We start from the raw sequence: 21,604 nt of genomic DNA on the forward strand, positions 1-21,604 counted from the left end.
TTCATGCAAGCCGTACAGCGTGAGATTGCTGAACAGCTCAAGGTTCAGCCACCGTTCACCGATGACGCCGCCCTCAAGGCCGAAGTCGCTCGTCGGGTGGGCTTTATCCAGGATTGTCTGGTCAACTCCGGACTCAAGACCCTCGTACTGGGCATCAGCGGCGGGGTTGATTCGCTGACCGCTGGCCTGCTGGCCCAACGTGCAGCGCGCGAGCTGCGGGAGAAAACCGGCAACGCCGCCTACAAGTTCATTGCCGTGCGCCTGCCGTACGAAACCCAGTTCGACGAACATGAAGCCCAGGCCTGCGTGGACTTCATCGAGCCGGACGAGCGCCATACCGTCAACATCGGTCCGGCAGTCAAGGCACTGGCCAAGGAAGTGCTGGCGTTCGAAGGCAAAGGGCCGGGCTCCCGGGATTTCGTGCTGGGCAATACCAAGGCGCGGATGCGCATGGTGGCGCAGTACACCATCGCCGGTGCCGAGCAAGGCCTGGTCATCGGCACCGACCATGCGGCCGAAGCCGTGATGGGTTTCTTCACCAAGTTCGGTGACGGCGCCTGTGACCTGGCCCCGTTGAGCGGCCTGGTGAAAAACCAGGTTCGGGCCATCGCCCGAGACTTCGGCGCGCCGGAATCGCTGGTAGAAAAAGTCCCCACTGCCGACCTTGAAGACCTGTCGCCCGGCAAGCCCGACGAAGCCGCCCACGGCGTGACCTATGGCGAGATCGATGCATTCCTGCATGGGCTGCCGGTGCGCGAAGAAGCGGCTCGAATCATTTGCGAGACCTACCGCAAGACCGAGCACAAGCGGGTGATGCCGTACGCGCCTTGATCGCCGCTATGGTCGCCATTCCTTTGTGGGAGCGGGCTTGCCCGCGAAGACGTCGGCACGGTCAACATTGAGGTTGCCTGAACCACCGCCTTCGCGAGCAAGCCCGCTCCCACAGGGGTTATTTGGCATGAAAAAAGCGCCCTGCGATGGGGCGCTTTTTTATGCTTGAAGGTTTACTTCAGGGTAACGGTGCCTTTCATCATCGAAATGTGGCCCGGGAACGAGCAGAAGAAGCCGTATTTCTCGTCGGCGCTCAGCTTCGACACATCAAACGTCACCGAGTCCTTCTCCTTGGCCCCAATGAGCTTGGTGTGGGCGATGATGCGGGCATCACCTTCTTTCAGATAGTCCTTGTCGATACCGGCTGCCAGGCCATCGGTGGCAATCGGCTGCATGTCAGCCTCTTTGCTCAGTACCCAGTTATGGCCCATGACGTTCTTCGGCAAGTTGCCCGAGTGGGTCAGTTCAACGGTGAAGGTCTTGCAGCTCTTGTCGATCTCGATGGCCTTGGTGCTGAAGGACATCTGGTCGGTCGAGTCGATGGTGGTCTTGCACTCGGCTGCCATCAGCTGGCTGCTGGCCAGCGTCAACAGGGATACTGCAGCAAGTTTGGCAAACATGGTGAATCTCCAAGGCATGGTTAGAAAAATTCCGTCAAGGAGGAAGACTGCCTGAATTTCAGACAAGTTCCTATGACCTGAGTCAAAGATTGTATACAACTTAAGGCTATCAGCCTGATGAGCATAATCAACCAGCCAAAGGTATGAGGCGCCCCTATGATCGGCTCCATCACCTCCCTGGAGTATCGCATCATGAACCTCAACAGCCTTTTGTGCAGCCTGCTCGCCACCTACGCCTGCGGCGCCAGTGGCACCTACGAAAAACCCCGGCGCGAGGTTTAATTTGCTTTGCGCAACCCAAGCCAGGCTTTACTCTGGTCCCGTTACTGACCACGGAGCAAGGCATGTCTTTAGCGTCTGTTTGTGTATTTTGCGGCGCCAGCACCGGTAGCCACCCAGCCTATCGTGAAGCGGCGCAGGCCTTGGGGCGCGCGTTGGCGGAACGAAAACTGACCCTGGTCTATGGCGGCGGCGCGGTCGGCCTGATGGGCATCGTCGCCGACGCGGCCCTGGCGGCCGGCGGCGAAGTGATCGGCATCATTCCGCAGAGCCTCAAAGACAAGGAAATCGGCCACAGTGGCCTGACCCGCCTGGAAATCGTGGACGGCATGCACGCACGCAAGGCGCGCATGGCTCAGCTCAGCGACGCCTTCATCGCCCTGCCCGGCGGCCTTGGCACGCTGGAGGAATTGTTCGAAGTCTGGACCTGGGGCCAACTCGGCTACCACGGCAAACCGCTGGGGCTGCTGGAAGTGAACGGTTTCTACAGCAAGCTCACCGGCTTTCTTGATCATATCGTCGGCGAAGGCTTCGTCCGTGAGCCCCACCGTGACATGCTGCAAGTGAGCGAATCACCCCACCACCTGCTCGATGCGCTGGACGAATGGCAACCGTCGGTGCAGCCAAAGTGGGCCGAACAAAAACCCCGCTAACGGCTCGACCCCGATACAGGGCAGAATACGCGCCGCTCAACCTCACCTTCGACCCCAGAGGATCGCCCATGGCTAAACCCAATTATTCCTTCGCCAAACGTCAGAGAGACTTGGCCAAGGAGCAGAAGAAAGAGGAAAAGCTTCAGCGCAAGAAAGCTACCGCTGAAGAAGAAGCAGCTGCACTGACCCCGGATACCGAAGGCGAAGTGGCGGCAGACGTTGATGTTGATGCACCGAAAGATCAGACGCCCGACGCCTGATACCCTCAGGGCCCGATGATCCGATCCGGCCCCCCGGTTCTGTGTCCAGGGCCGGCAGCCTCGCTGCCGGCCCTCACAACCCAGCCCGTACCCACAACGGGACCTGTTTACGATTCAAGCGGCATCACCGTCACCCGCACTTCGGGGTCATGATCCCCGCCGCCCAGAATGACTCCCCGCAACGGCGACACATCGGAAAAATCCCGGCCCCAGGCCAGCGTGATGTGTTCCAGCGCCGGCTGCACGTTGTTGGTCGGGTCGAAGTCCACCCAGCCCAGCACCGGGCAAAACACCGAGATCCAGGCGTGCGAGGCATCGGCACCGATCAACCGTGGCTGGCCCGGCGGTGGTTGAGTCAACAGGTAGCCACTGACGTAACGCGCCGCCAGACCGCGCGAGCGCACGCAGGCCAGCATCAGGTGGGCAAAATCCTGGCACACGCCCCGCCGCCGCTCCAGCACCTCCACCAATGGCGTGGCCACCTGGGTCGCTTCGGCATCGAAGGTGAACTCCTCGAAAATCTTTTCCATCAGCGCCTGAACACCGAACATCAATGGACGCCCTGGCGCGAAACAGCTTTCGGAAAACTCGACGAAGCTGCGCTTGAGGTGCACGTAGGGTGACTCGAACCGGTAGCGGCACGCATCCAGCAAGGGAGCAGCCAGTGGCCGGCCACTGTAGGTCAACGCATGACAGGTGGACTCCCAGGCGGGGGACAAACTGAAGTCCAGCACAGGACGCGCCAACACTTCCACGCTCAGACGCGCGTTGACCAGCAACTCGTCATGGGGCCGTTCGAACGCCAGGCGGGTCAGCGGGTTGCCGAACACATCCAGCTCATCGCGGCGGGTCGTCGGCTCCGGGCTGATCAACAACTGCTGCTCGGTGCAACGCTGCCACTCACAGGCGCGCGGCCACAGGTGCGCAAGCTGCTGGGCCAGGGATACCGGGCTGTCGTAGTGGTAATGGGTATCGTGGAAAATCTGGTAACGAGCGCTCATCAGACGGACACCGTGCGCTGGCTGACGCCATCGACGTGAGCGAAATGACGCAAGGCCAGGCGATCGGACACCTGGCCGCTGACGTCAGCCACTTCCTGCAGCAGATCGGCCAAGCCATCGAGCGCAGCGCGCAGGCTGGCCTCGCCGAACAGCGGGTTCTCCAGGCAACGCAGGTCAAAGCATGACAAACGTGCGACCAGCTCTGGCAATGCGGTTTCCTTGGGCGCGCCAAAGTCATCGTTCAGGCGCTTGAGGGTACGGGCCACCAGCTTCAACTGGAAGAGCACCGCGTGAGGGTTTTGTTCGTCCAACAACAGCAGGTCAAGTACCGGGATCAACTGAGCCACCGCCAGGTAACGCGAACGATAGGTGATGCTGCTGTTGCCCAGCTCCAGCAGCCAGTCCAGTCCGGCCTGGTCGAACACCGCATCACCGCGCAGGAACGCCGCCAGGCTGCTGCTGAGAAATTGCAGGCGCTCCAGGCGACGACCGATCATCAGGAAACGCCAGCCCTCGTCGCGAGTCATGTCGTCCAAAGCGAATCCGGACAACGCCGCCAGGGACATCACCAAACGGTTGAGAAAATCCAGCAACTCACCGAAATCCGGCTCCGCGGTTTCCAGCTCCATGGCTTCGCGCTGCAACTCCACCAGTGCCTGCCAGTTCTCCCGGGACAGCTTGCCGCGAACCTGGGAGGCCGCCCACTGCAACCGCTGCAGGTTGGAACGCAGGCTGAACGACCAATCGTCCCCCAACAACGCCGCCAGCAATCGCTCGGGCAGCTCGCCCTCCTCTGGCAACAGCATCAGGCTTTCCCCCAGGGACACCGCCGACTGCAGCGCTTGCGGGTCGTCGCCATCGACATAGCGCGCCAGCATGATCCGCAGCAGCCGCGCACTGTCGTCACAGCGCTCGCAGTAGCGGCCGAACCAGAACAGGTTTTCCACGACGCGGGACGGCAGGTAGGGATCACGTCGAACCAGATCGTGGACGCCCACGGTTCGCTGGGCCTTCCATTGTTCGCCACTGGGCGCCTGTTCTCCCAGCACCCAAGTGTCCTTACTGGCGCCGCCGCGCTGCATCGACACCACTTCGGCGTCGGCCTCGGCCGCCACACGGGTCAGGCCGCCCGGCAGCACCCGATAGTCATCCTCCCCGGAAACGGCATACACGCGCATGCCGATGGCCCGCGGCTGAAGCTGACCGTCTTCGGCCTGCCAGACCGGTGCCTGGGACAGCTGCGCCAGTTCCTGGGCGACATAGGCGTAGGGACGCGCCTTTATGCGCGCCGCCAGAAGAGCGCGCTGCTGCTCGTTCAGGTCGCGGCCCAATACCGGGCTGAAGCTTTGGGACGGAAACGCCGGTTTGATCAGCAAATGTGGCAGCTTTTCCAAGGCCTGGGCCAGGACCGGCGGCTCACCGCACCACCAGGTGGCGATGGACGGCAGTATCAGTTCCTCACCAAATAGAAACTGGCTGATCTTGGGCAAAAAGCCCAACAGGCCCGGTGATTCCAGTACGCCGCTGCCCAAGGCATTGGCCACCAGCACCCGGCCCTGGCGCACCGCCTCCAGCAACCCCGGTACGCCCAGGGCCGAATCGGTGCGCAGCTCCAACGGGTCGCAGAAATCATCGTCGAGCCGGCGCATGATGGCGTGGACCCGTCGTAGCCCGCTCAGGGTCTTGAGGTAAACCGTGGCGTCGCGCACGGTCAGGTCGCTCCCCTCCACCAGCGGATAGCCCAGCTGGCGCGCCAGGTAAAGGTGTTCGAAATAGCTTTCGTTGAACCGCCCGGGCGTCAACAGCACCACCAGCGGCGACTCGCCATCACTGGGGGCCTGACGCGCAAGGGTCTGCTGCAAGGTGCGGAAGAAACCGGCCAGGTGCTTGACCTTCAGGTCACGATACAAGTCGGGAAAGGCCCGGGAGACGATCATGCGGTTTTCCAGCGCATACCCGGCCCCCGACGGCGCCTGGGTCCGATCCGCCGTGACCCACCAGCGGCCGTCGGGCGTACGGGCCAGGTCCACGGCATACAGGTGCAGGAAAATGCCATCCGGCGGTGTGATGCCTTGGCACGGCCAGAGAAAATTGTTGTGCCCGAACACCAGTTCCGCCGGCAACAGCCCTTCACTGATCAGCCGTTGCGGCCCGTACAGGTCGGCCAGTACCGCGTTGAGCAAGCGTGCACGCTGGGCGATGCCCGCCGACAGTTGCTTCCACTCCTGCGCATCAATCACGTGGGGCAGCAGGTCTAGCTCCCACGGTCGGTCGGCCCCCTTCGGGTCCGCATAGACGTTGTAGGTGACACCGTTTTCCTGGATCTGCCGGGCCAACAGCGCCTGACGCTGGACCAGTTGGGCCGGCGTACTGCGCTGCAAATGGTCGAACAGGCGCCGCCAGTGCCCGCGCACCGCGCCGCAGTCGTCCAACAGTTCGTGATAGGTGCCCGTCGTCAGCGGGTAACGGTCAAGCAGGTCAGGCATGGAAAGCTCGGCAGACAGCAATGAAACGTGAGACTAGCGCAAGCGCATGACGCCCGGATAGGTGGAAGATTGTGACAAGGCGCTGGGGGTGCCCTGTAGGAGCTGCCGGAGGCTGCGATCTTTTGATCTTTCACTTGGGACTCAAGTGTCTGAAGGAAAGATCGCAGCCTCGTTGAACTCGACAACGCCTACATTGAAGCCCCTGGAAAACGTCGCAGATCGAGCGTGAGGGGAAACTCGTCGTCCACTGCCAGGTTGGGTATCGGAAGTTTCCCAGGCGTGTGTCCCAGACGGAAAAAACGCGCCATTCGCCGACTTTCAGCCTCGTTGGCATTCACCGGCAGGCTGTCGTAGTTGCGTCCCCCCGGATGGGCCACATGGTACTGGCAGCCACCCACTGAACGTTGCGTCCAGGTGTCGAGCAGATCGAAGACCAGCGGCGCGTGGACCGGGATGGTCGGTTGCAGGCAGTTGGCCGGTTGCCAGGCGCGAAAACGTACCCCGGCGACAAATTCGCCAACTCGGCCGGTGGCTTGAAGCGGCACCGGTATACCGTTGCAGGTCAGTAGATAGCGTTGCGGCGCCAGGCCGCTGAGCTTGACCTGCAAACGCTCAAGAGAAGAGTCCACATACCGCACGGTGCCGCCCACCGCCCCCTCCTCTCCCAATACATGCCAAGGTTCAAGGGCTTGGCGCAATTGCAGTTCGATGCCGCTGACCGCGTAATCGCCCACCTTGGGAAAACGAAACTCCAGGTGCGCGGCAAACCACTCGGCTCGCAGCGGGTAACCGGCGGCGCTCAGTTCGTTGATGACGTCGGCAAAATCCTGTTCGATGAAATGCGGCAACAGGAAGCGGTCATGCAGCTCGGTCCCCCAGCGCGCCAGTTTCGCGGGCGCATAGGGTTCACGCCAGAACCGCGCCACCAGCGCCCGCAGCAGTAATTGCTGGGCCAGGCTCATGCGGGCGTGGGGCGGCATTTCAAAAGCCCGCAACTCCAATAGACCGAGACGCCCGGTGGCGCCGTCCGGCGAATAGAGTTTATCGATGCAGAATTCGGCACGATGGGTGTTGCCGGTCACGTCGATCAACAGGTTGCGTAACAACCGATCAACCAGCCAGGGCGGACATTCTTCGCCAGGCTGCGGCATTTGTGCGAAGGCGATTTCCAGCTCATACAACGCATCGTTGCGCGCTTCGTCCACCCGCGGTGCCTGGGACGTCGGGCCGATGAACAAGCCGGAAAACAGGTAGGACAGCGACGGGTGGTTATGCCAGTAGCTGATCAGACTGCGCAGCAGGTCAGGGCGCCGTAGAAAGGGAGAGTCAGCCGGTGTCGCGCCACCCAGTACGAAATGGTTACCACCACCGGTGCCGGTGTGCCGTCCGTCGATCATGAATTTCTCGGTGGTCAGCCGGGTTTGTCGCGCCTCTTGGTAAAGAAACTCGGTGCGCTCCACCAGTTCATCCCAGGTCGCGGACGGCTGCACGTTAACCTCGATCACGCCCGGATCGGGGGTGATGCGAAAGTTACTCAGGCGCGGGTCGCTGGGTGGCTCGTAGCCTTCCAACAGTACCGGGCAATGCAGCTCCTCGGCTGTCGCCTCGATGGCGCTGACCAGCTCCAGATAATCCTCGACCCGCTCCAGGGGCGGCATGAACAGGTACAAGCGCCCCTCGCGGGCCTCGGCACAAAACGCCGTGCGGGTCAGCCAGTCGGCGGATTCGTCGATCAGCGGGGCACGATCCTGCTCGGTTGCCGACTCACCATGACGGGCCAGGCGTTCGGCGTCGGGCAGCGCCGGCAGGTCCTGGTTCGGGTCGGTGGGATGAATGAAAGGGTATTCGGCCGCCGTCACCCATGGTTGGGAAGCCAATGGCAGGCGATAGCCCAGGGGCGAATCCCCCGGTACCAACCGGCAGTGACTATCGCGCAGGTACCATCGACCGCTTTGCCATTGATCGCCCTTGGCGGTTCGCGCCAGCGGCAGGACCTGCCCGATCACTTTATCCAGGCCCTGGCTGAAAACCTTGCGCAACCGCTCCCGCTCCAGGGCATCGTCCAGGCGTGGGTCCTGGGCCGTGACGTTCGATGGCAGTGCACCTTCGCGCCAGAGGTAATAGAAATTGTCCTCGTAGGCGGGGAACACGAATCGCGCAGGAATTTTCAAACGCTCGGCAACGCGGGTCAGAAAGCGCCCGGCCATTTCGCCGTCGGCGCCGTAGTCCTGCTGCTCGTCGGCGATCAACGCGCTGTTGTGCCAGATTGGCACCCCGTCCCGCCGCCAATAACAGTTGAGCGACCAGCGCGGCAACTGCTCACCGGGGTACCACTTGCCCTGGCCGAAATGCACCAGTCCCAGGGGCGCATAGTGCTTGCGCATGCGCTGGAACAGCTCGGCGGAGAGGCGACGTTTGTCCGGGCCGAGCGCGGCGGTGTTCCATTCGGCGCCGTCCGGGTCATCGATCGAGACGAAGGTCGGCTCGCCCCCCATGGTCAGGCGCACATCGCCTTCCAGCAGGTCGACATCAATTTTACGGCCCAACGCCTGAATCGCCAGCCACTGCTCTTCGGTGTAGGGCTTGGTGACCCGTGGCGCTTCCCAGATCCGCTCGACGGACATTTCGTGGCTGAATTCGCACTCGCACGGTTCCACCAAGCCACTGATGGGCGCCGCCGAGGACGGATCGGGACTACAGGCCAACGGGATATGCCCTTCACCGGCGAACAATCCGGAGGTTGCATCCAGCCCGATCCAGCCGGCACCGGGCAGGTAGACCTCGCACCAGGCATGCAAGTCGGTGAAATCCACCTCGGTACCGGACGGACCGTCGAGGCTTTTCACATCGGCGGTCAACTGGATCAGGTAGCCGGAAACGAACCGCGCGGCCAGGCCAAGGTTGCGCAACAACTGCACCAGCAACCAGGCCGAATCGCGGCAGGAACCGGATGCATGCTCCAGGGTGTGCTCCGGGGTCTGGACGCCCGGCTCCATGCGGATCAGGTAGTTGATGTCTTCGCTCAGACGCTGGTTGAGCGCCACCAGAAAATCCACCGCCGGCAACGGCGTGCGGTCGATGCCGTCCAGGTAGGCCTGGAATCTCGGCGTCAACGGCAGGGTTTCAAGGTAAGGCGCCAACTCCTTGCGCTCGTCGGCGGCATAGGTGAATGGGATTTTTTCCGCGTAGGGCTCCAGGAAAAAGTCGAACGGATTGAACACCGCCATTTCCGCCAACAGATCGACTTCAATGCGCAGCTCCCGGGTTTTCTCGGGAAACACCAACCGCGCCAGGTAATTGCCTTGGGGATCCTGCTGCCAATTGATGAAATGCTGATCGGGCGAGACTTTCAGCGCATAAGACAGGATGCGCGTGCGGCTGTGGGCCGCCGGGCGCAGGCGAACGATCTGCGGACCGAGCTCGACAGCGCGGTCGTATCGGTAATGCGTAACATGGTGCAATGCGACGTGAATCGACACGACGTACCTCCTGCGAGCCTGGGCGTTATTGAAAGCGGCGCAAGACTTATGCCATGCAGGCAGGCCGGACACTTTCTTCGTCTACTCAAGGCAGTAGAGCACTAAAAGCGCGCGATGCTCGCATTCGGCTGCAAAGACAGCACATAAATGTAGCAGCGGTGGTAGCGAATCGACTCAACGCCTAGAGCAGAGAGAGGATCAGCGCAACCAGAAAAGAATATTTGGCCCGTTCAGGATCGCCTCGAAAGTAAGTACTGGAGACTAATGAAATTGAAGCGGAAACCGCGAAACAGGCTAGAAAAAAGGCGCAGATGAAGGTCGGGAAATAATGAGTAAGGAACGCCTTCAATGAATGTCTTCGATCCATCACTGAAACCCCGCGCATCAATTTGATCGGCTTTGCCGCTTGGTCTCACGCTTGATCCGCTGACGTTCGTGGCGAATTTCCAGAAGTCGAGCACGCATTTCGCGGTGACGCTTGCTATTGAGCAGCAACACACCAAACAAGGGCCAGAACAGTCCCTCGGCGTAAATAAACTTGTGCGGCTCATATTGGAAAGTCGGCAAAACGGTTAGCAAGCAAGCAGCAAATACGGCGACCATGACCCATGCGCACCAAGGTCGTCCTCGAACGATCAAATAGTTGCTGTGCACGATGACCATGGCGATGACAACGGTCGTCGCCCACCCGGTAGTCGCCCTGAGATCCACTGGGATAGATCTGAAATAAGTACTCATCGCTAACGATACCGTTGCCGAGGCAGCGAAGCAGCCTGCAAAAATCACCCCCATGAAAACAATGAGGTAACGCGCCAGAAAACTACGAATAGTCTGGTTCTGCTTCACTGCTCCATCTCCTCATAAAGACCAACTGCAATAGTTTTTACATTGCCGGATAAGGCACTGCCGGTGAACCCCAATGCAGCGCCTAAGGAGTCCTGTATCTGAGTAACGGTGCCATGCCGAAGCTGAGTCGGCGTGTAACGTTTGGGAAGCCCCCCGGCTAATTGCTTCAGCTTAATCATCCTGCGAGACATTTCCGGGTGTTTGATACTTAGCAGTTCTTGGGTCAGTTTTGCTCGCTCCTGGCGATTTAAGCCTTTCAAAACATCACGCAAGCTTTTTCCTGTAGTTGCTTTTGCTACAGTGACCAATCTGACGGTTGTGAGTGCACTAGCCCCTACACCCAGCAGTGAGGCTGCGTCCAATCCAATCATTACGCTCTGATACCAAGCTTCGCCATCAAGGTAGTCATTCATGGCTGGGTCGACTATTTCATTGCGAGCCCGGTAACCACTACCAACACACTGGACGGTACTTGCTGCCGCTGCGGTGTAAGCAATTGCAGACACCACTGTACTGGCTCCGGCACTGAACGGAATCAGCACGGTACCGCTTAGAACAACGGTCCAGCTGATAAATGCAGCAGCGCAGGCCAATCCGGTGTTCACCGCCTCTGCTACCAATCGCGATTCACGAGGGTTGTCCTGCACCTGTTGGGCAAACTGAGCCGGCGCAATGTACTTCTGCGCCTCGCGCAAGATGATCCGCTTGGGCTTGATACTGCAAATCGGCTTGAACTCGCGCAGGGTCACCACGTTGAATTCCGCATCGATATACACTACGCCCGCGCCGACGATACTGGGATCGGCGTCGATGGCCGCAAACAGGCGCGGCAGGTTGATCTGGCTTTCGATGCGTTGGCGGGCCATGAACTGGGAGGGGCTGTAGTCCATGCCGATACCCGGTAACGGGGTGCTCATATGAATCGTCCTTGAAAATCCGAGGGTGAAACGTATTGCCTGTGTGGCCATGAGTGCGGGCAAGCCGGGCTCTCCCAGGGCCAATACTGACACCTGTGGCGAGGGAGCTTGCTCCCGCTGGGCTGCGAAGCAGCCCCAAATAAACCGAGGTAATCTCCCAGGCAGACCGTGTCAGCCGGTTTTACGACGGCTTCGCCGCCGAGCGGGAGCAAGCTCCCTCGCCACAAAAGCGGTGTTTAGCTCTATTGCCCGGAACTGCCTGGCATTGGCGGTCGCCACGATAGCAAACGAGTAGCACAGCCGCTAGAAAGCAAAACGCCAGCATCTAAGCTGGCGTTCTGCGATGTTGCACGACGATTAGCGCGGCACGACAGGCTTGCGTGCAGGCTTGGGCCCTTTGCCCTTGGCGGCGTCCTTGCGTTCCTTGGCGGCCTGCTGGTTGCGGGCGAATGCCGCAGCCTTGGCTTGCTCGCGCTTGTCCCACGGGTTGCCGCCGTCGCTGGCGCGCGGTGGCAGGCCGGTGTGCTGAGTCAGGATCTTGGTGGTTTCCTTGCCCACCTTGTGGCTGCCAGCGGGCGTCGAGTTTTTGCGACGGGCACTCTGGTAGCTGTCGGTGGCCGGCTGATGCAACGGAATCAACTGGTTCTTGCCCGGCCCGATCAGGTCAGCGCGACCCATGCGGGTCAGCGCTTCGCGCAGCATCGGCCAGCCCTTGGGGTCGTGATAACGCAGGAAGGCCTTGTGCAGGCGGCGCTGCTCCTCGCTCTTGACGATGGTCACCGCGTCGCTCTTGTAGGTGACCTTGCGCAGCGGGTTCTTGCCCGAATGGTACATGGCCGTGGCGGTGGCCATCGGCGATGGATAGAAGGCCTGCACCTGGTCGGCCCGGAAACCGTTGCCTTTGAGCCACAGCGCCAGGTTCATCATGTCTTCGTCGGTGGTGCCCGGGTGGGCGGCGATGAAGTACGGAATCAGGTACTGCTCTTTGCCGGCTTCCTTGGTGTACTTCTCGAACATCCGCTTGAATTTGTCATAGCTGCCGATGCCCGGTTTCATCATCTGGTTGAGCGGACCTTCCTCGGTATGTTCCGGGGCGATCTTCAGGTAACCACCCACGTGGTGGGTCACCAGTTCCTTGACGTATTCCGGCGACTCGACCGCCAGGTCGTAACGCAGGCCGGAGGCAATCAGGATCTTCTTCACCCCAGGCAAGGCCCGGGCGCTGCGGTACAACTGGATCAGCGAAGAATGGTCGGTGTTCAGGTTCGGGCAGATGCCAGGGAACACGCAGGACGGCTTGCGGCAGGCGGATTCGATTTCCGGGCTCTTGCAGGCAATGCGGTACATGTTCGCGGTCGGGCCGCCGAGGTCGGAAATGACGCCGGTGAAACCCGGGACCTTGTCGCGGATCTCTTCGATCTCGCGAATGATCGATTCTTCAGAGCGGTTCTGAATGATCCGGCCTTCATGCTCGGTGATCGAGCAGAAGGTGCAGCCGCCAAAGCAGCCACGCATGATGTTCACCGAGAAACGGATCATCTCGTAGGCCGGGATCTTTTCCTTGCCATACGCCGGGTGTGGAACACGGGCGTAAGGCATGCCAAACACGTAGTCCATTTCCTCGGTGGTCATCGGAATGGGCGGCGGGTTGAACCAGACGTCGACTTCGCCGTGCTTCTGCACCAGGGCGCGGGCGTTGCCTGGGTTGGTTTCCAAGTGCAGCACGCGGTTGGCGTGAGCGTAGAGCACCGCGTCGCCACGAACCTTTTCCACCGACGGCAGACGAATCACGGTCTTGTCGCGGGTCATGCGCGGGCTCGCCAGGATTTGTACGACCTTGGCTTCGCTCGGGTCTTCAACCGGCCCCTTTTCCTGCTCGATCGCGCAGGCTTGAGTGTCCTGGGTGTTCACGTACGGGTTGATGATCTTGTCGATCTTGCCCGGACGGTCAATGCGCGTGGAATCGACTTCGTACCAGCCTTGCGGGGTGTCGCGGCGGATGAAGGCCGTGCCGCGCACGTCGGTAATGTCTTCGATCTTATGGCCGTAAGACAGACGCTGGGCGACCTCGACAATCGCCCGCTCGGCGTTGCCGTAGAGCAGGATGTCGGCGCAGGCGTCGATCAGGATCGAGTTGCGCACCCGGTCCTGCCAGTAATCGTAATGGGCGATGCGGCGCAGGGACGCTTCGATACCGCCGAGCACGATCGGCACATGCTTGTAGGCTTCCTTGCAACGCTGGCTGTAGACCAGGCTCGCGCGGTCCGGCCGCTTGCCCGCCATGCCACCCGGGGTGTAGGCGTCATCGGAGCGGATTTTCTTGTCGGCGGTGTAGCGGTTGATCATCGAATCCATGTTGCCGGCCGCGACGCCAAAAAACAGGTTTGGCTCGCCGAGCTTCATGAAGTCGTCTTTGGACTGCCAGTTCGGCTGGGCAATGATCCCGACACGAAAGCCCTGGGCTTCCAGCAGCCGACCGATGATCGCCATGCCGAACGACGGGTGATCGACGTAGGCATCACCGGTCACGATGATGATGTCGCACGAATCCCAGCCGAGCTGATCCATCTCCTCCCTGCTCATGGGCAGGAACGGCGCCGGGCCAAAACATTCGGCCCAGTACTTGGGATAGTCAAATAACGGCTTGGCTGCTTGCATGTCGATGACCGGTATAGAAGATGAAAAATCGCGGGCGCGAAATATAGCACAAAATTTGACCAATTCCGACGGCTATGGTCGGAAATTGGTGGTGCCCCTGTGGGAGCGGGCTTGCTCGCGAAGGCGGTGTGTCAGTCGATGCTGAGGTTGTCTGGCACACCGCCTTCGCGAGCAAGCCCGCTCCCACAGGTCACTCGTCGTCATCAAAATTGTAGCTACCCGGCGCCAGATTTTCGAAGCGTGTGTACTTGCCGATAAAGGCCAGGCGGATAAAGCCGATCGGGCCGTTCCGCTGCTTACCAATGATGATTTCGGCGATGCCCTTGTGTTCCGTCTCCGGGTGATACACCTCGTCACGGTAGACGAACATGATCACGTCGGCGTCCTGCTCGATCGCTCCGGATTCACGCAAGTCGGAGTTCACCGGGCGTTTGTTGGGGCGCTGTTCCAGGGAACGGTTCAACTGGGAGAGCGCCACCACCGGGCAGTTGAATTCCTTGGCCAGGGCCTTGAGGGAACGGGAGATTTCGGAAATCTCGTTGGTCCGGTTGTCGCCGCTGGATCCCGGGATCTGCATCAGTTGCAGGTAGTCGATCATGATCAGCGCGATATCACCGTGCTCACGCACCAGACGACGGGTTCGGGCGCGCATTTCCGAGGGGCTGATACCGGCAGTATCGTCGATGAACAGCTTGCGGTCGTTGAGCAGGTTGACCGCCGAAGTCAGCCGCGGCCAGTCGTCATCTTCCAGTTGGCCGGAACGGACCTTGGTCTGGTCGATACGCCCCAGGGACGAGAGCATACGCATGATCAGCGATTCACCTGGCATCTCCAGGGAGTACACCAGAACAGCCTTGTCACTGCGTAATACGGCGTTTTCCACCAGGTTCATCGCAAAGGTGGTTTTACCCATGGACGGACGGCCGGCGACGATGATCAGGTCCGATGGCTGCAGGCCGCTGGTCTTCTCATCAAGGTCGGTGTAGCCGGTGGACAGACCGGTGATGGCGTTATCAGTGTTGAACAGGGTGTCGATGCGGTCGATGGCCTTGGTCAGCAGGTCGTTGACGCTGACCGGGCCGCCGGTTTTTGGCCGGGCCTCGGCGATCTGGAAGATTTGCCGTTCCGCTTCGTCGAGGATCTCGGCAGCGGTTCGGCCTTCCGGGTTGAAGGCGCTGTCAGCGATTTCGGTGCTGATACCGATCAATTGGCGCAAAGTCGCCCGCTCACGCACGATCTGGGCATAGGCCTTGATGTTGGCGACAGACGGCGTGTTTTTTGCCAGCTCACCCAGGTAACCGAGGCCGCCAACCTGAGAGGTCTGGCCTTCCTTGTCCAATTGCTCGGCCAGGGTCACCACGTCGATCGGCATGTTCTGATCGGCCAATCGTGCGATGGCACGGAAAATCAGGCGGTGGTCATGCCGGTAGAAATCGCCGTCGGATACTTGATCGAGCACGCGTTCCCAGGCGTTGTTATCCAGCATCAGACCACCGAGCACCGCCTGTTCGGCCTCGATGGAGTGCGGAGGCACCTTCAGGGCAGCGGTTTGCAGATCGTATTGCTCGGGAGCGGTGATTTCGTTCATGGCCACTTGATTCTTTTGGAAACGCAGGGGGTTTTGAAAATCAGCAATTGCAGAAAGACAAAGGGCACGACCTGTAAACAGGATCGTGCCCGATGTTACCGACTAGTACCCGAGGGTGCCAGCCGACAGGTATTGCTTAAGCTGCTACCACGACAACGCGTACGGTGGCTTCAACTTCGGCGTGCAGGTGCACGGCTACGTCGAATTCGCCTACGTTGCGGATGGTGCCGTTCGGCAGACGAACTTCGCTCTTCGACACTTCAACGCCAGAGGCGGTCAGTGCGTCAGCGATGTCGTGAGTACCGATCGAACCGAACAGCTTGCCTTCGTCGCCAGCGGTGGCAGTGATGGTCACTTCCAGCTCGGCCAGTTGGGCAGCACGGCTTTCAGCCGAGGTCTTACGGTCTGCTGCGGCTTTTTCCAGCTCAGCGCGACGCTCTTCGAACGCGGCCAGGTTGGCAGCGGTCGCAGCGGTGGCTTTGCCGTAAGGCAGCAGGTAGTTACGACCGTAACCGGCCTTAACGTTTACTTTGTCACCCAGGTTGCCCAGGTTGGTGACTTTTTCCAGAAGGATCAGTTGCATGTGAAAATCCTCTAACTTTTAACCTTCACCGTTCGCGTTGTCGGCGTCTTTCGGCGCCATACGACCGCGAAAATCAATCAGGCTGTCGACGATGGCCAGGACCACCAGCAACGGATAGATCAGCTGCATGAACAGCAACAACGTGACGTACAACCCCACCAGCCAGAACCTGGCCAGTCGCTTTTGCGCCACCAGCCCGTGAATCAGGGCCAGAGCAGCAAATACCAGCGGTACACTGCACAACGGCGTGAGCATGGCCATCTGCGGACCGAAGTTCGGCCCCAGAAGCATGCCCGCCAGCAGCAACATCGCCAGCCCAAGCGGGAAACGGATGGCGCGAAATTCGCGACCAAAACCACCCGAGTTGTACAACAACGCCTGCCAGTAGCGCCCGATAATCAGGCTCAGCACACTGACGATTTGTAACAAGGCCGCAATCAGGCCGGTCAGGACCGGTGCGATCAGGGACGCAAAGCGCGCTTGCTCCTCTACCGACATCTGCTGGTAGAGATCACCGAGGGCCTCGGGCAGGATTTTTATCAAAGCCTGCGACAGCATCTCGATCTGGGGCGCGAAAGCCACCCCGAGCACCACTGAAAACACCACTCCCATCGCTATGCTGACCAGCAGCACGCGGTTCCAGGATTCGCTAGCGCGCAACACCAACGCCAGCGCCGAAGACCCCAGCAGCACCATCAGTGCCCGCGGGTCAGCGGAATACAGCCACCACAGCAAAGCCGGCAGCAGTCCCAGAGCAAGTACGCCAAGGGCGTCCTTCAATCCGCGCCGCAGGAGTACAAGACTCACCGCGGCAGCACCCAACCAATACAACAACGGCAATGCCGCGCATCCAGCCACTACCAGAGTGGCCTGCATACGACCGCGCATGATGAACTCAGCTAAGGCGCGCATGCATTCAATCCTTTGCTACGTGTCGACTGCCCGGTCTCAGCGGCCGTGGCTGTCGGTGTAGGCCAGCAGGGCCAGGAAGCGGGCGCGCTTGATAGCGGTGGCCAGCTGACGCTGATAACGAGCTTTGGTACCGGTGATACGGCTTGGAACGATTTTGCCGGTCTCGGATACGTAGGCTTTCAGAGTGTTGAGATCTTTGTAATCGATCTCTTTCACGTCTTCAGCGGTGAAGCGGCAGAATTTACGACGACGGAAGAAACGTGCCATGTGATTGGCTCCTTAAAAGGTCCGTGGATTACTCGTCAGCGTTATCGCTGTTGTCGCTGTCGCTATCGCTGTCATCGCCTTCGGCGCTGTCAGAGTGCTCAGGACGGTCGCGACGCTCACGGCGCTCACTGCGGTTTTCTTCAGCCTTGAGCATCTCGGATTGGCCGGTGACGGCTTCTTCGCGACGGATGACCAGGTTACGGATCACTGCATCGTTGTAGCGGAAGTTGTCTTCCAGCTCGGCCAGGGCCTTGCCGGTGCACTCAACGTTCAGCATCACGTAGTGAGCCTTGTGAACATTGTTGATTGCGTAGGCCAGTTGACGACGGCCCCAATCTTCCAGACGGTGGATTTTGCCGCCGTCTTCTTCGATCAGCTTGGTGTAACGCTCAACCATGCCGCCGACTTGCTCGCTTTGATCCGGGTGGACCAAAAAGATGATTTCGTAATGACGCATGAATGCTCCTTACGGGTTGTAGCCTGCCGCTCAAAAACGGTCAGACAAGGAGTGAATGACACTTATGGACTTGTGGACGCTAGACACATAAGTGCCTGCCATCACAGCAAGGGGCGCAATTGTAGAGAAGGGCCGAGGGCGGCGCAAGGTGATTGGTGATTATTTGAACAACCACCGTTCCTTGCCCCAACACATGACACTGTGAGAGCGGGCTTGCTCGCGAATGCGGTCGAACATTCAACATATTCGCTGAATGACACGCCGCATTCACGAGCAAGCCCGCTCCCACATTTAATTTGCGTCTGGCTTAGGGCTTTTTGGCGGCTGCTTTCACGCCACGCTGGCGCTGGGCCTCGAACAGGCACACGCCGGTCGCGACCGAAACGTTGAGGCTGCTGACACTGCCGGCCATTGGCAGCTTGACCAGGTAGTCGCAGTGCTCGCGGGTCAGGCGGCGCATGCCCTTGCCTTCGGCCCCCATGATCAGGATCGTCGGGCCCGTCAGGTCCTGATCATAAATGCTGACCTCGGCCTCGCCCGCCGTGCCGACCACCCACAGGCCGCGCTGCTGGAGTTTCTCCAGGGTACGCGCCAGGTTGGTCACGGCCACCAGCGGGATCACTTCCGCCGCGCCGCAGGCGACTTTACGCACCACCGGCGTCAACGTCGCCGACTTGTCTTTCGGCACGATCACCGCCAATGCACCGGCCGCATCGGCCGAACGCAGGCAGGCGCCGAGGTTGTGAGGATCGGTCACGCCGTCCAGCACCAGCAGCAGAGGTGCGCCTTCGGTGCGATCGAGCAGCTCGTCGAGCATCGCCTCGCCCCAGACCTGGCTCGGGCTGACCTCAGCCACCACCCCCTGGTGCACACCTTCGACCCAAGCATCCATTTCCCGCCGCTCGGCCTGGCCGACCGCTACGCGATTCTCGCCAGCCAGCTCGATCAGGGTCTGGACCCGCGGATCACTGCGGCCTTCAGCCAGCCAGATCTGCTTGACCCGCTTGGGATGGTGACGCAGCAATGCTTCCACGGCATGCACACCGTAGATTTTTTCCAACTGACTCATGACTTGGCCTTGGGTTTACGCGCCCCGCCGCTCTTGGCTGGGGCCGAGCCCGCTTTCGGCGGGCCTTTACGATGTTTGCTCGGCTTGCCGGTCGCCTTGTCCGGCGCCGACCGTCCGGTCTTTCCCCCAGACGGCGCTTTACCGCCGCTCTTGGCTTCGGCCAGCAACGCCTGTTTCATCTCACGACTTTTGCGCAGCTCGGCGTTTTTCGCCGCCGCATCGCTCGGGCGATAGGCCTCGACCGCCTTTTCCTTGGCCGGACCGCGGCGCCCGGATTTGGCGGGAGCAGGCTCAGCGGCGGTCTTGGCCGCAGGCGCAGAAGTTTCAGTGCCACGTTTTTTGCGGCCAATCGGCGCGCTGATGGTTTTTTCTGCCATCTCGAAGTCGATCTTGCGCTCGTCGAGATCAACGCGCATGACCCGCACTTCAACCGTATCGCCCAGGCGGAAGCTGCGACCGGTACGCTCACCCGCCAAGCGGTGATGCACCGGGTCGAAGTGGTAGTAATCGCCCGGCAGCGCGGTGACGTGCACCAGGCCTTCGACGTAGATGTCGGTCAGTTCGACGAACAGGCCAAAACCGGTCACGGCAGTGATCACGCCCGGGAATGACTCACCCACACGATCTTTCATGAACTCGCACTTGAGCCAGTTCACTACGTCGCGAGTCGCTTCATCGGCACGGCGCTCGCTCATCGAGCATTGCTCGCCGAGTTGCTCCAGGGCGGCCTCGTCGTACGGGTAGATGCGTGCCTTGGGAATGGTCATCGCACCGGCACGCTTGACGTGCGGGGTGTTCATCTTCGAGTGGATCACGCTGCGGATCGCCCGATGCGTGAGCAGGTCAGGGTAGCGACGGATCGGCGACGTGAAGTGGGTGTAGGCTTCGTAATTCAGGCCGAAGTGCCCTTGGTTATCGGCGCTGTATACCGCCTGGCTCAACGAGCGCAGCATCACGGTCTGGATCAGATGGAAATCCGGGCGATCCTTGATACCGGCCAGCAGGGCCTGGTAATCCTTGGGCGACGGACCATCCTTGCCTTTGTGCAAGGACAGACCGAGCTCACCGAGGAAGGCGCGCAGTTTTTCCAGGCGCTCCGGCGGCGGGCCATCGTGGACCCGGTACAGCGCAGGAATTTCGTGCTTCTTCAGGAATTCAGCAGTGGCCACGTTGGCGGCCAGCATGCATTCCTCGATCAGTTTGTGGGCATCGTTGCGCACCGTCGGACGAATCTCGGCGATCTTGCGCTCGGAGCCGAAAATGATCCGGGTTTCCTGGGTTTCGAAGTCGATCGCGCCGCGCACGTGACGGGCCGCCAGCAGCACCTTGTAGAGCGAGTACAGCTCTTTGAGATGCGGCACGACATCGGTGTATTCGCCGCGAAGCTTGCGCGATTCGGCAAGTTTCGGGGTTTCCAGCATCGCGCTGACCTTGTTGTAGGTCAGGCGGGCGTGGGAATGGATCACCGCCTCGTAGAAGCAGTAGTCGGTCATTTCGCCGGATTTGGAGATGGTCATCTCGCAAACCATGGCCAGGCGATCGACATGAGGATTGAGCGAACACAAACCGTTGGACAGTTGCTCGGGCAGCATCGGTACGACGCGCTCGGGGAAGTACACCGAGTTGCCGCGCACTTGGGCTTCGGCGTCCAGCGCCGAACCGAGTTTCACGTAACTGGAAACGTCGGCAATGGCGACGTACAACTTCCAGCCGCCGGAGAACAGGCGCAATTTGCCCGGCCGGGCTTCGCAGAAGACCGCATCGTCGAAATCCCGGGCGTCTTCGCCGTCGATGGTGACAAACGGCAAGTGGCGCAGGTCGATGCGCTTCTCTTTGTCTTTCTCTTCGACTTCAGGCTTGAGCTTGGCGGCTTCTTTGAGGACTGCTTCGGGCCAGACATGGGGAATGTCGTAGGTGCGCAAGGCAACATCGATTTCCATGCCCGGCGCCATGTAGTTACCGACCACTTCCACCACATCGCCCTGGGGCTGGAAGCGCGGGGTTGGCCAGTGGGTGATTTTCACCTCGACGAACTGACCGACCTTGGCGTTGGCATTACGGCCCGGGGTGACCAGCACTTCCTGCTGGATCTTCGGGTTATCGGCGACGACAAAACCGATGCCGCCTTCTTCAAAGTAACGGCCGACGATGCTTTCGTGGGCACGGGACACCACTTCGACGATCACGCCTTCACGGCGGCCGCGGCGGTCCAGCCCGGAAACCCGGGCCAGGGCCCGATCACCGTCGAACACCAGGCGCATTTGCGCCGGGCTCATGAACAGATCGTCGCTGCCGTCGTCCGGGATCAGGAAGCCAAAACCGTCACGGTGGCCAGCGATGCGGCCCAGGATCAGGTCAAGCTTGTCCACCGGCGCATAGGTGCCGCGCCGGGTATAGATCAACTGAGCATCGCGCTCCATGGCGCGCAGACGGCGGCGCAGGGCTTCGAGCTGGTCTTCGGTGGTCAGACCGAACTCTTCGACCAGTTGCTCGCGGCTAGCAGGCGAACCCCGATCGGCGAGATGCGCCAGGATCAGTTCGCGGCTAGGAATAGGGTTTTCGTATTTTTCCGCTTCACGAGCGGCCTCGGGATCGAGGGACTGCCAATCGGCCATTAGAGAGTTTTCACCTTGTCTATATGCGGGTTAGTTTGGCATAGGCGTAATGAAACGGGAAATTTCGAGCACCCGATGCCTTT

The 21,604-nt window shown here is 60.5% G+C and carries 18 protein-coding genes; 4 read left to right on the forward strand and 14 right to left on the reverse strand.

Annotated elements, in window-relative coordinates:
- Positions 1 to 3: 3 nt before the first annotated feature.
- Complete coding sequence (gene nadE / locus AAIS01_RS10295) at positions 4 to 831, forward strand: NAD(+) synthase (RefSeq protein WP_343468881.1); 828 nt, start codon at positions 4 to 6, stop codon at positions 829 to 831.
- 173 nt (positions 832 to 1,004) lie between these two features.
- Here the strand turns inward: nadE and azu are convergent, their stop codons facing one another.
- On the reverse strand, positions 1,005 to 1,451 hold the full coding sequence (gene azu / locus AAIS01_RS10300; protein WP_343468882.1) for an azurin: 447 nt from the start codon (positions 1,449 to 1,451) through the stop codon (positions 1,005 to 1,007).
- Between the two features lie 156 nt (positions 1,452 to 1,607).
- Between azu and AAIS01_RS10305 the strand changes: the two genes are divergently transcribed.
- The 3 genes from AAIS01_RS10305 to AAIS01_RS10315 all read left to right on the forward strand — a co-directional run bounded on the left by AAIS01_RS10305 (position 1,608) and on the right by AAIS01_RS10315 (position 2,643).
- Positions 1,608 to 1,733, forward strand: a complete 126-nt coding sequence (locus AAIS01_RS10305; RefSeq protein ID WP_343468883.1) for a hypothetical protein — start codon at positions 1,608 to 1,610, stop codon at positions 1,731 to 1,733.
- 62 nt (positions 1,734 to 1,795) lie between these two features.
- Positions 1,796 to 2,383, forward strand: a complete 588-nt coding sequence (locus AAIS01_RS10310) for a cytokinin riboside 5'-monophosphate phosphoribohydrolase (RefSeq protein ID WP_214913582.1) — start codon at positions 1,796 to 1,798, stop codon at positions 2,381 to 2,383.
- Positions 2,384 to 2,451: 68 nt separating this feature from the next.
- Entirely contained in the window at positions 2,452 to 2,643 is a 192-nt protein-coding gene (locus AAIS01_RS10315) for a hypothetical protein (RefSeq protein WP_092452331.1), read from the forward strand.
- Between the two features lie 107 nt (positions 2,644 to 2,750).
- Here AAIS01_RS10315 and AAIS01_RS10320 read toward each other — a convergent pair whose 3' ends face one another.
- From AAIS01_RS10320 to rnr, 13 genes are all read right to left on the reverse strand, one after another.
- Complete coding sequence (locus AAIS01_RS10320) at positions 2,751 to 3,644, reverse strand: transglutaminase family protein (protein WP_343468884.1); 894 nt, start codon at positions 3,642 to 3,644, stop codon at positions 2,751 to 2,753.
- Positions 3,644 to 6,130: a circularly permuted type 2 ATP-grasp protein gene (locus AAIS01_RS10325; protein ID WP_343468885.1), complete on the reverse strand. Its 2,487-nt coding sequence runs from the start codon at positions 6,128 to 6,130 to the stop codon at positions 3,644 to 3,646. The genes AAIS01_RS10320 and AAIS01_RS10325 overlap by 1 nt, the downstream gene beginning before the upstream one ends.
- Before the next feature lie 188 nt (positions 6,131 to 6,318).
- Positions 6,319 to 9,609, reverse strand: coding sequence for a transglutaminase family protein (locus tag AAIS01_RS10330; protein ID WP_343468886.1), 3,291 nt, complete (start codon positions 9,607 to 9,609; stop codon positions 6,319 to 6,321).
- A gap of 384 nt (positions 9,610 to 9,993) precedes the next feature.
- Entirely contained in the window at positions 9,994 to 10,455 is a 462-nt protein-coding gene (locus AAIS01_RS10335; protein ID WP_092395768.1) for a hypothetical protein, read from the reverse strand.
- On the reverse strand, positions 10,452 to 11,372 hold the full coding sequence (gene ssp4, locus AAIS01_RS10340) for an Ssp4 family T6SS effector (protein ID WP_343468887.1): 921 nt from the start codon (positions 11,370 to 11,372) through the stop codon (positions 10,452 to 10,454). The genes AAIS01_RS10335 and ssp4 overlap by 4 nt, the downstream gene beginning before the upstream one ends.
- A gap of 357 nt (positions 11,373 to 11,729) precedes the next feature.
- Positions 11,730 to 14,030: a YgiQ family radical SAM protein gene (locus AAIS01_RS10345; protein ID WP_092395764.1), complete on the reverse strand. Its 2,301-nt coding sequence runs from the start codon at positions 14,028 to 14,030 to the stop codon at positions 11,730 to 11,732.
- Between the two features lie 190 nt (positions 14,031 to 14,220).
- Positions 14,221 to 15,618 (reverse strand): replicative DNA helicase, encoded by a 1,398-nt coding sequence (gene dnaB / locus AAIS01_RS10350; protein WP_027911801.1) that lies wholly within the window; start codon positions 15,616 to 15,618, stop codon positions 14,221 to 14,223.
- 136 nt (positions 15,619 to 15,754) lie between these two features.
- Positions 15,755 to 16,201 carry a 50S ribosomal protein L9 gene (gene rplI / locus AAIS01_RS10355; protein WP_047227319.1) on the reverse strand — a complete coding sequence of 149 codons (447 nt, stop codon included), beginning with the start codon at positions 16,199 to 16,201 and terminating at the stop codon, positions 15,755 to 15,757.
- Between the two features lie 18 nt (positions 16,202 to 16,219).
- Complete coding sequence (locus tag AAIS01_RS10360) at positions 16,220 to 17,113, reverse strand: YybS family protein (protein ID WP_343468888.1); 894 nt, start codon at positions 17,111 to 17,113, stop codon at positions 16,220 to 16,222.
- Positions 17,114 to 17,149: 36 nt separating this feature from the next.
- On the reverse strand, positions 17,150 to 17,380 hold the full coding sequence (gene rpsR, locus AAIS01_RS10365) for a 30S ribosomal protein S18 (protein WP_002551829.1): 231 nt from the start codon (positions 17,378 to 17,380) through the stop codon (positions 17,150 to 17,152).
- Between the two features lie 28 nt (positions 17,381 to 17,408).
- Positions 17,409 to 17,837, reverse strand: coding sequence for a 30S ribosomal protein S6 (gene rpsF, locus AAIS01_RS10370; protein ID WP_025211554.1), 429 nt, complete (start codon positions 17,835 to 17,837; stop codon positions 17,409 to 17,411).
- 307 nt (positions 17,838 to 18,144) lie between these two features.
- Complete coding sequence (gene rlmB, locus AAIS01_RS10375; protein WP_092395762.1) at positions 18,145 to 18,906, reverse strand: 23S rRNA (guanosine(2251)-2'-O)-methyltransferase RlmB; 762 nt, start codon at positions 18,904 to 18,906, stop codon at positions 18,145 to 18,147.
- The gene (rnr, locus tag AAIS01_RS10380; protein WP_343468889.1) at positions 18,903 to 21,521 is read right to left on the reverse strand and encodes a ribonuclease R; all 2,619 of its coding nucleotides are present in this window, start codon (positions 21,519 to 21,521) and stop codon (positions 18,903 to 18,905) included. Before rnr ends, rlmB begins: the two co-directional genes overlap by 4 nt.
- Positions 21,522 to 21,604 lie beyond the last annotated feature (83 nt).

It is taken from the genome of Pseudomonas halotolerans (genome assembly GCF_039581215.1).
Taxonomy (GTDB): Bacteria; Pseudomonadota; Gammaproteobacteria; order Pseudomonadales; family Pseudomonadaceae; genus Aquipseudomonas; species Aquipseudomonas tehranensis.

What these genes read in the sequence shown, in the direction of transcription:
- ssp4 (WP_343468887.1), bottom strand. Translation starts at nt 11,372, where the DNA reads ATGAGCACCCCGTTACCGGGTATCGGCATGGACTACAGCCCCTCCCAG.
- dnaB (WP_027911801.1), bottom strand. Translation starts at nt 15,618, where the DNA reads ATGAACGAAATCACCGCTCCCGAGCAATACGATCTGCAAACCGCTGCC.
- rlmB (WP_092395762.1), bottom strand. Translation starts at nt 18,906, where the DNA reads ATGAGTCAGTTGGAAAAAATCTACGGTGTGCATGCCGTGGAAGCATTG.
- AAIS01_RS10315 (WP_092452331.1), top strand. Translation starts at nt 2,452, where the DNA reads ATGGCTAAACCCAATTATTCCTTCGCCAAACGTCAGAGAGACTTGGCC.
- azu (WP_343468882.1), bottom strand. Translation starts at nt 1,451, where the DNA reads ATGTTTGCCAAACTTGCTGCAGTATCCCTGTTGACGCTGGCCAGCAGC.
- rpsR (WP_002551829.1), bottom strand. Translation starts at nt 17,380, where the DNA reads ATGGCACGTTTCTTCCGTCGTCGTAAATTCTGCCGCTTCACCGCTGAA.
- rpsF (WP_025211554.1), bottom strand. Translation starts at nt 17,837, where the DNA reads ATGCGTCATTACGAAATCATCTTTTTGGTCCACCCGGATCAAAGCGAG.
- rnr (WP_343468889.1), bottom strand. Translation starts at nt 21,521, where the DNA reads ATGGCCGATTGGCAGTCCCTCGATCCCGAGGCCGCTCGTGAAGCGGAA.
- AAIS01_RS10310 (WP_214913582.1), top strand. Translation starts at nt 1,796, where the DNA reads ATGTCTTTAGCGTCTGTTTGTGTATTTTGCGGCGCCAGCACCGGTAGC.
- AAIS01_RS10325 (WP_343468885.1), bottom strand. Translation starts at nt 6,130, where the DNA reads ATGCCTGACCTGCTTGACCGTTACCCGCTGACGACGGGCACCTATCAC.
- AAIS01_RS10345 (WP_092395764.1), bottom strand. Translation starts at nt 14,030, where the DNA reads ATGCAAGCAGCCAAGCCGTTATTTGACTATCCCAAGTACTGGGCCGAA.
- AAIS01_RS10305 (WP_343468883.1), top strand. Translation starts at nt 1,608, where the DNA reads ATGATCGGCTCCATCACCTCCCTGGAGTATCGCATCATGAACCTCAAC.
- rplI (WP_047227319.1), bottom strand. Translation starts at nt 16,201, where the DNA reads ATGCAACTGATCCTTCTGGAAAAAGTCACCAACCTGGGCAACCTGGGT.
- AAIS01_RS10360 (WP_343468888.1), bottom strand. Translation starts at nt 17,113, where the DNA reads ATGCGCGCCTTAGCTGAGTTCATCATGCGCGGTCGTATGCAGGCCACT.
- nadE (WP_343468881.1), top strand. Translation starts at nt 4, where the DNA reads ATGCAAGCCGTACAGCGTGAGATTGCTGAACAGCTCAAGGTTCAGCCA.
- AAIS01_RS10320 (WP_343468884.1), bottom strand. Translation starts at nt 3,644, where the DNA reads ATGAGCGCTCGTTACCAGATTTTCCACGATACCCATTACCACTACGAC.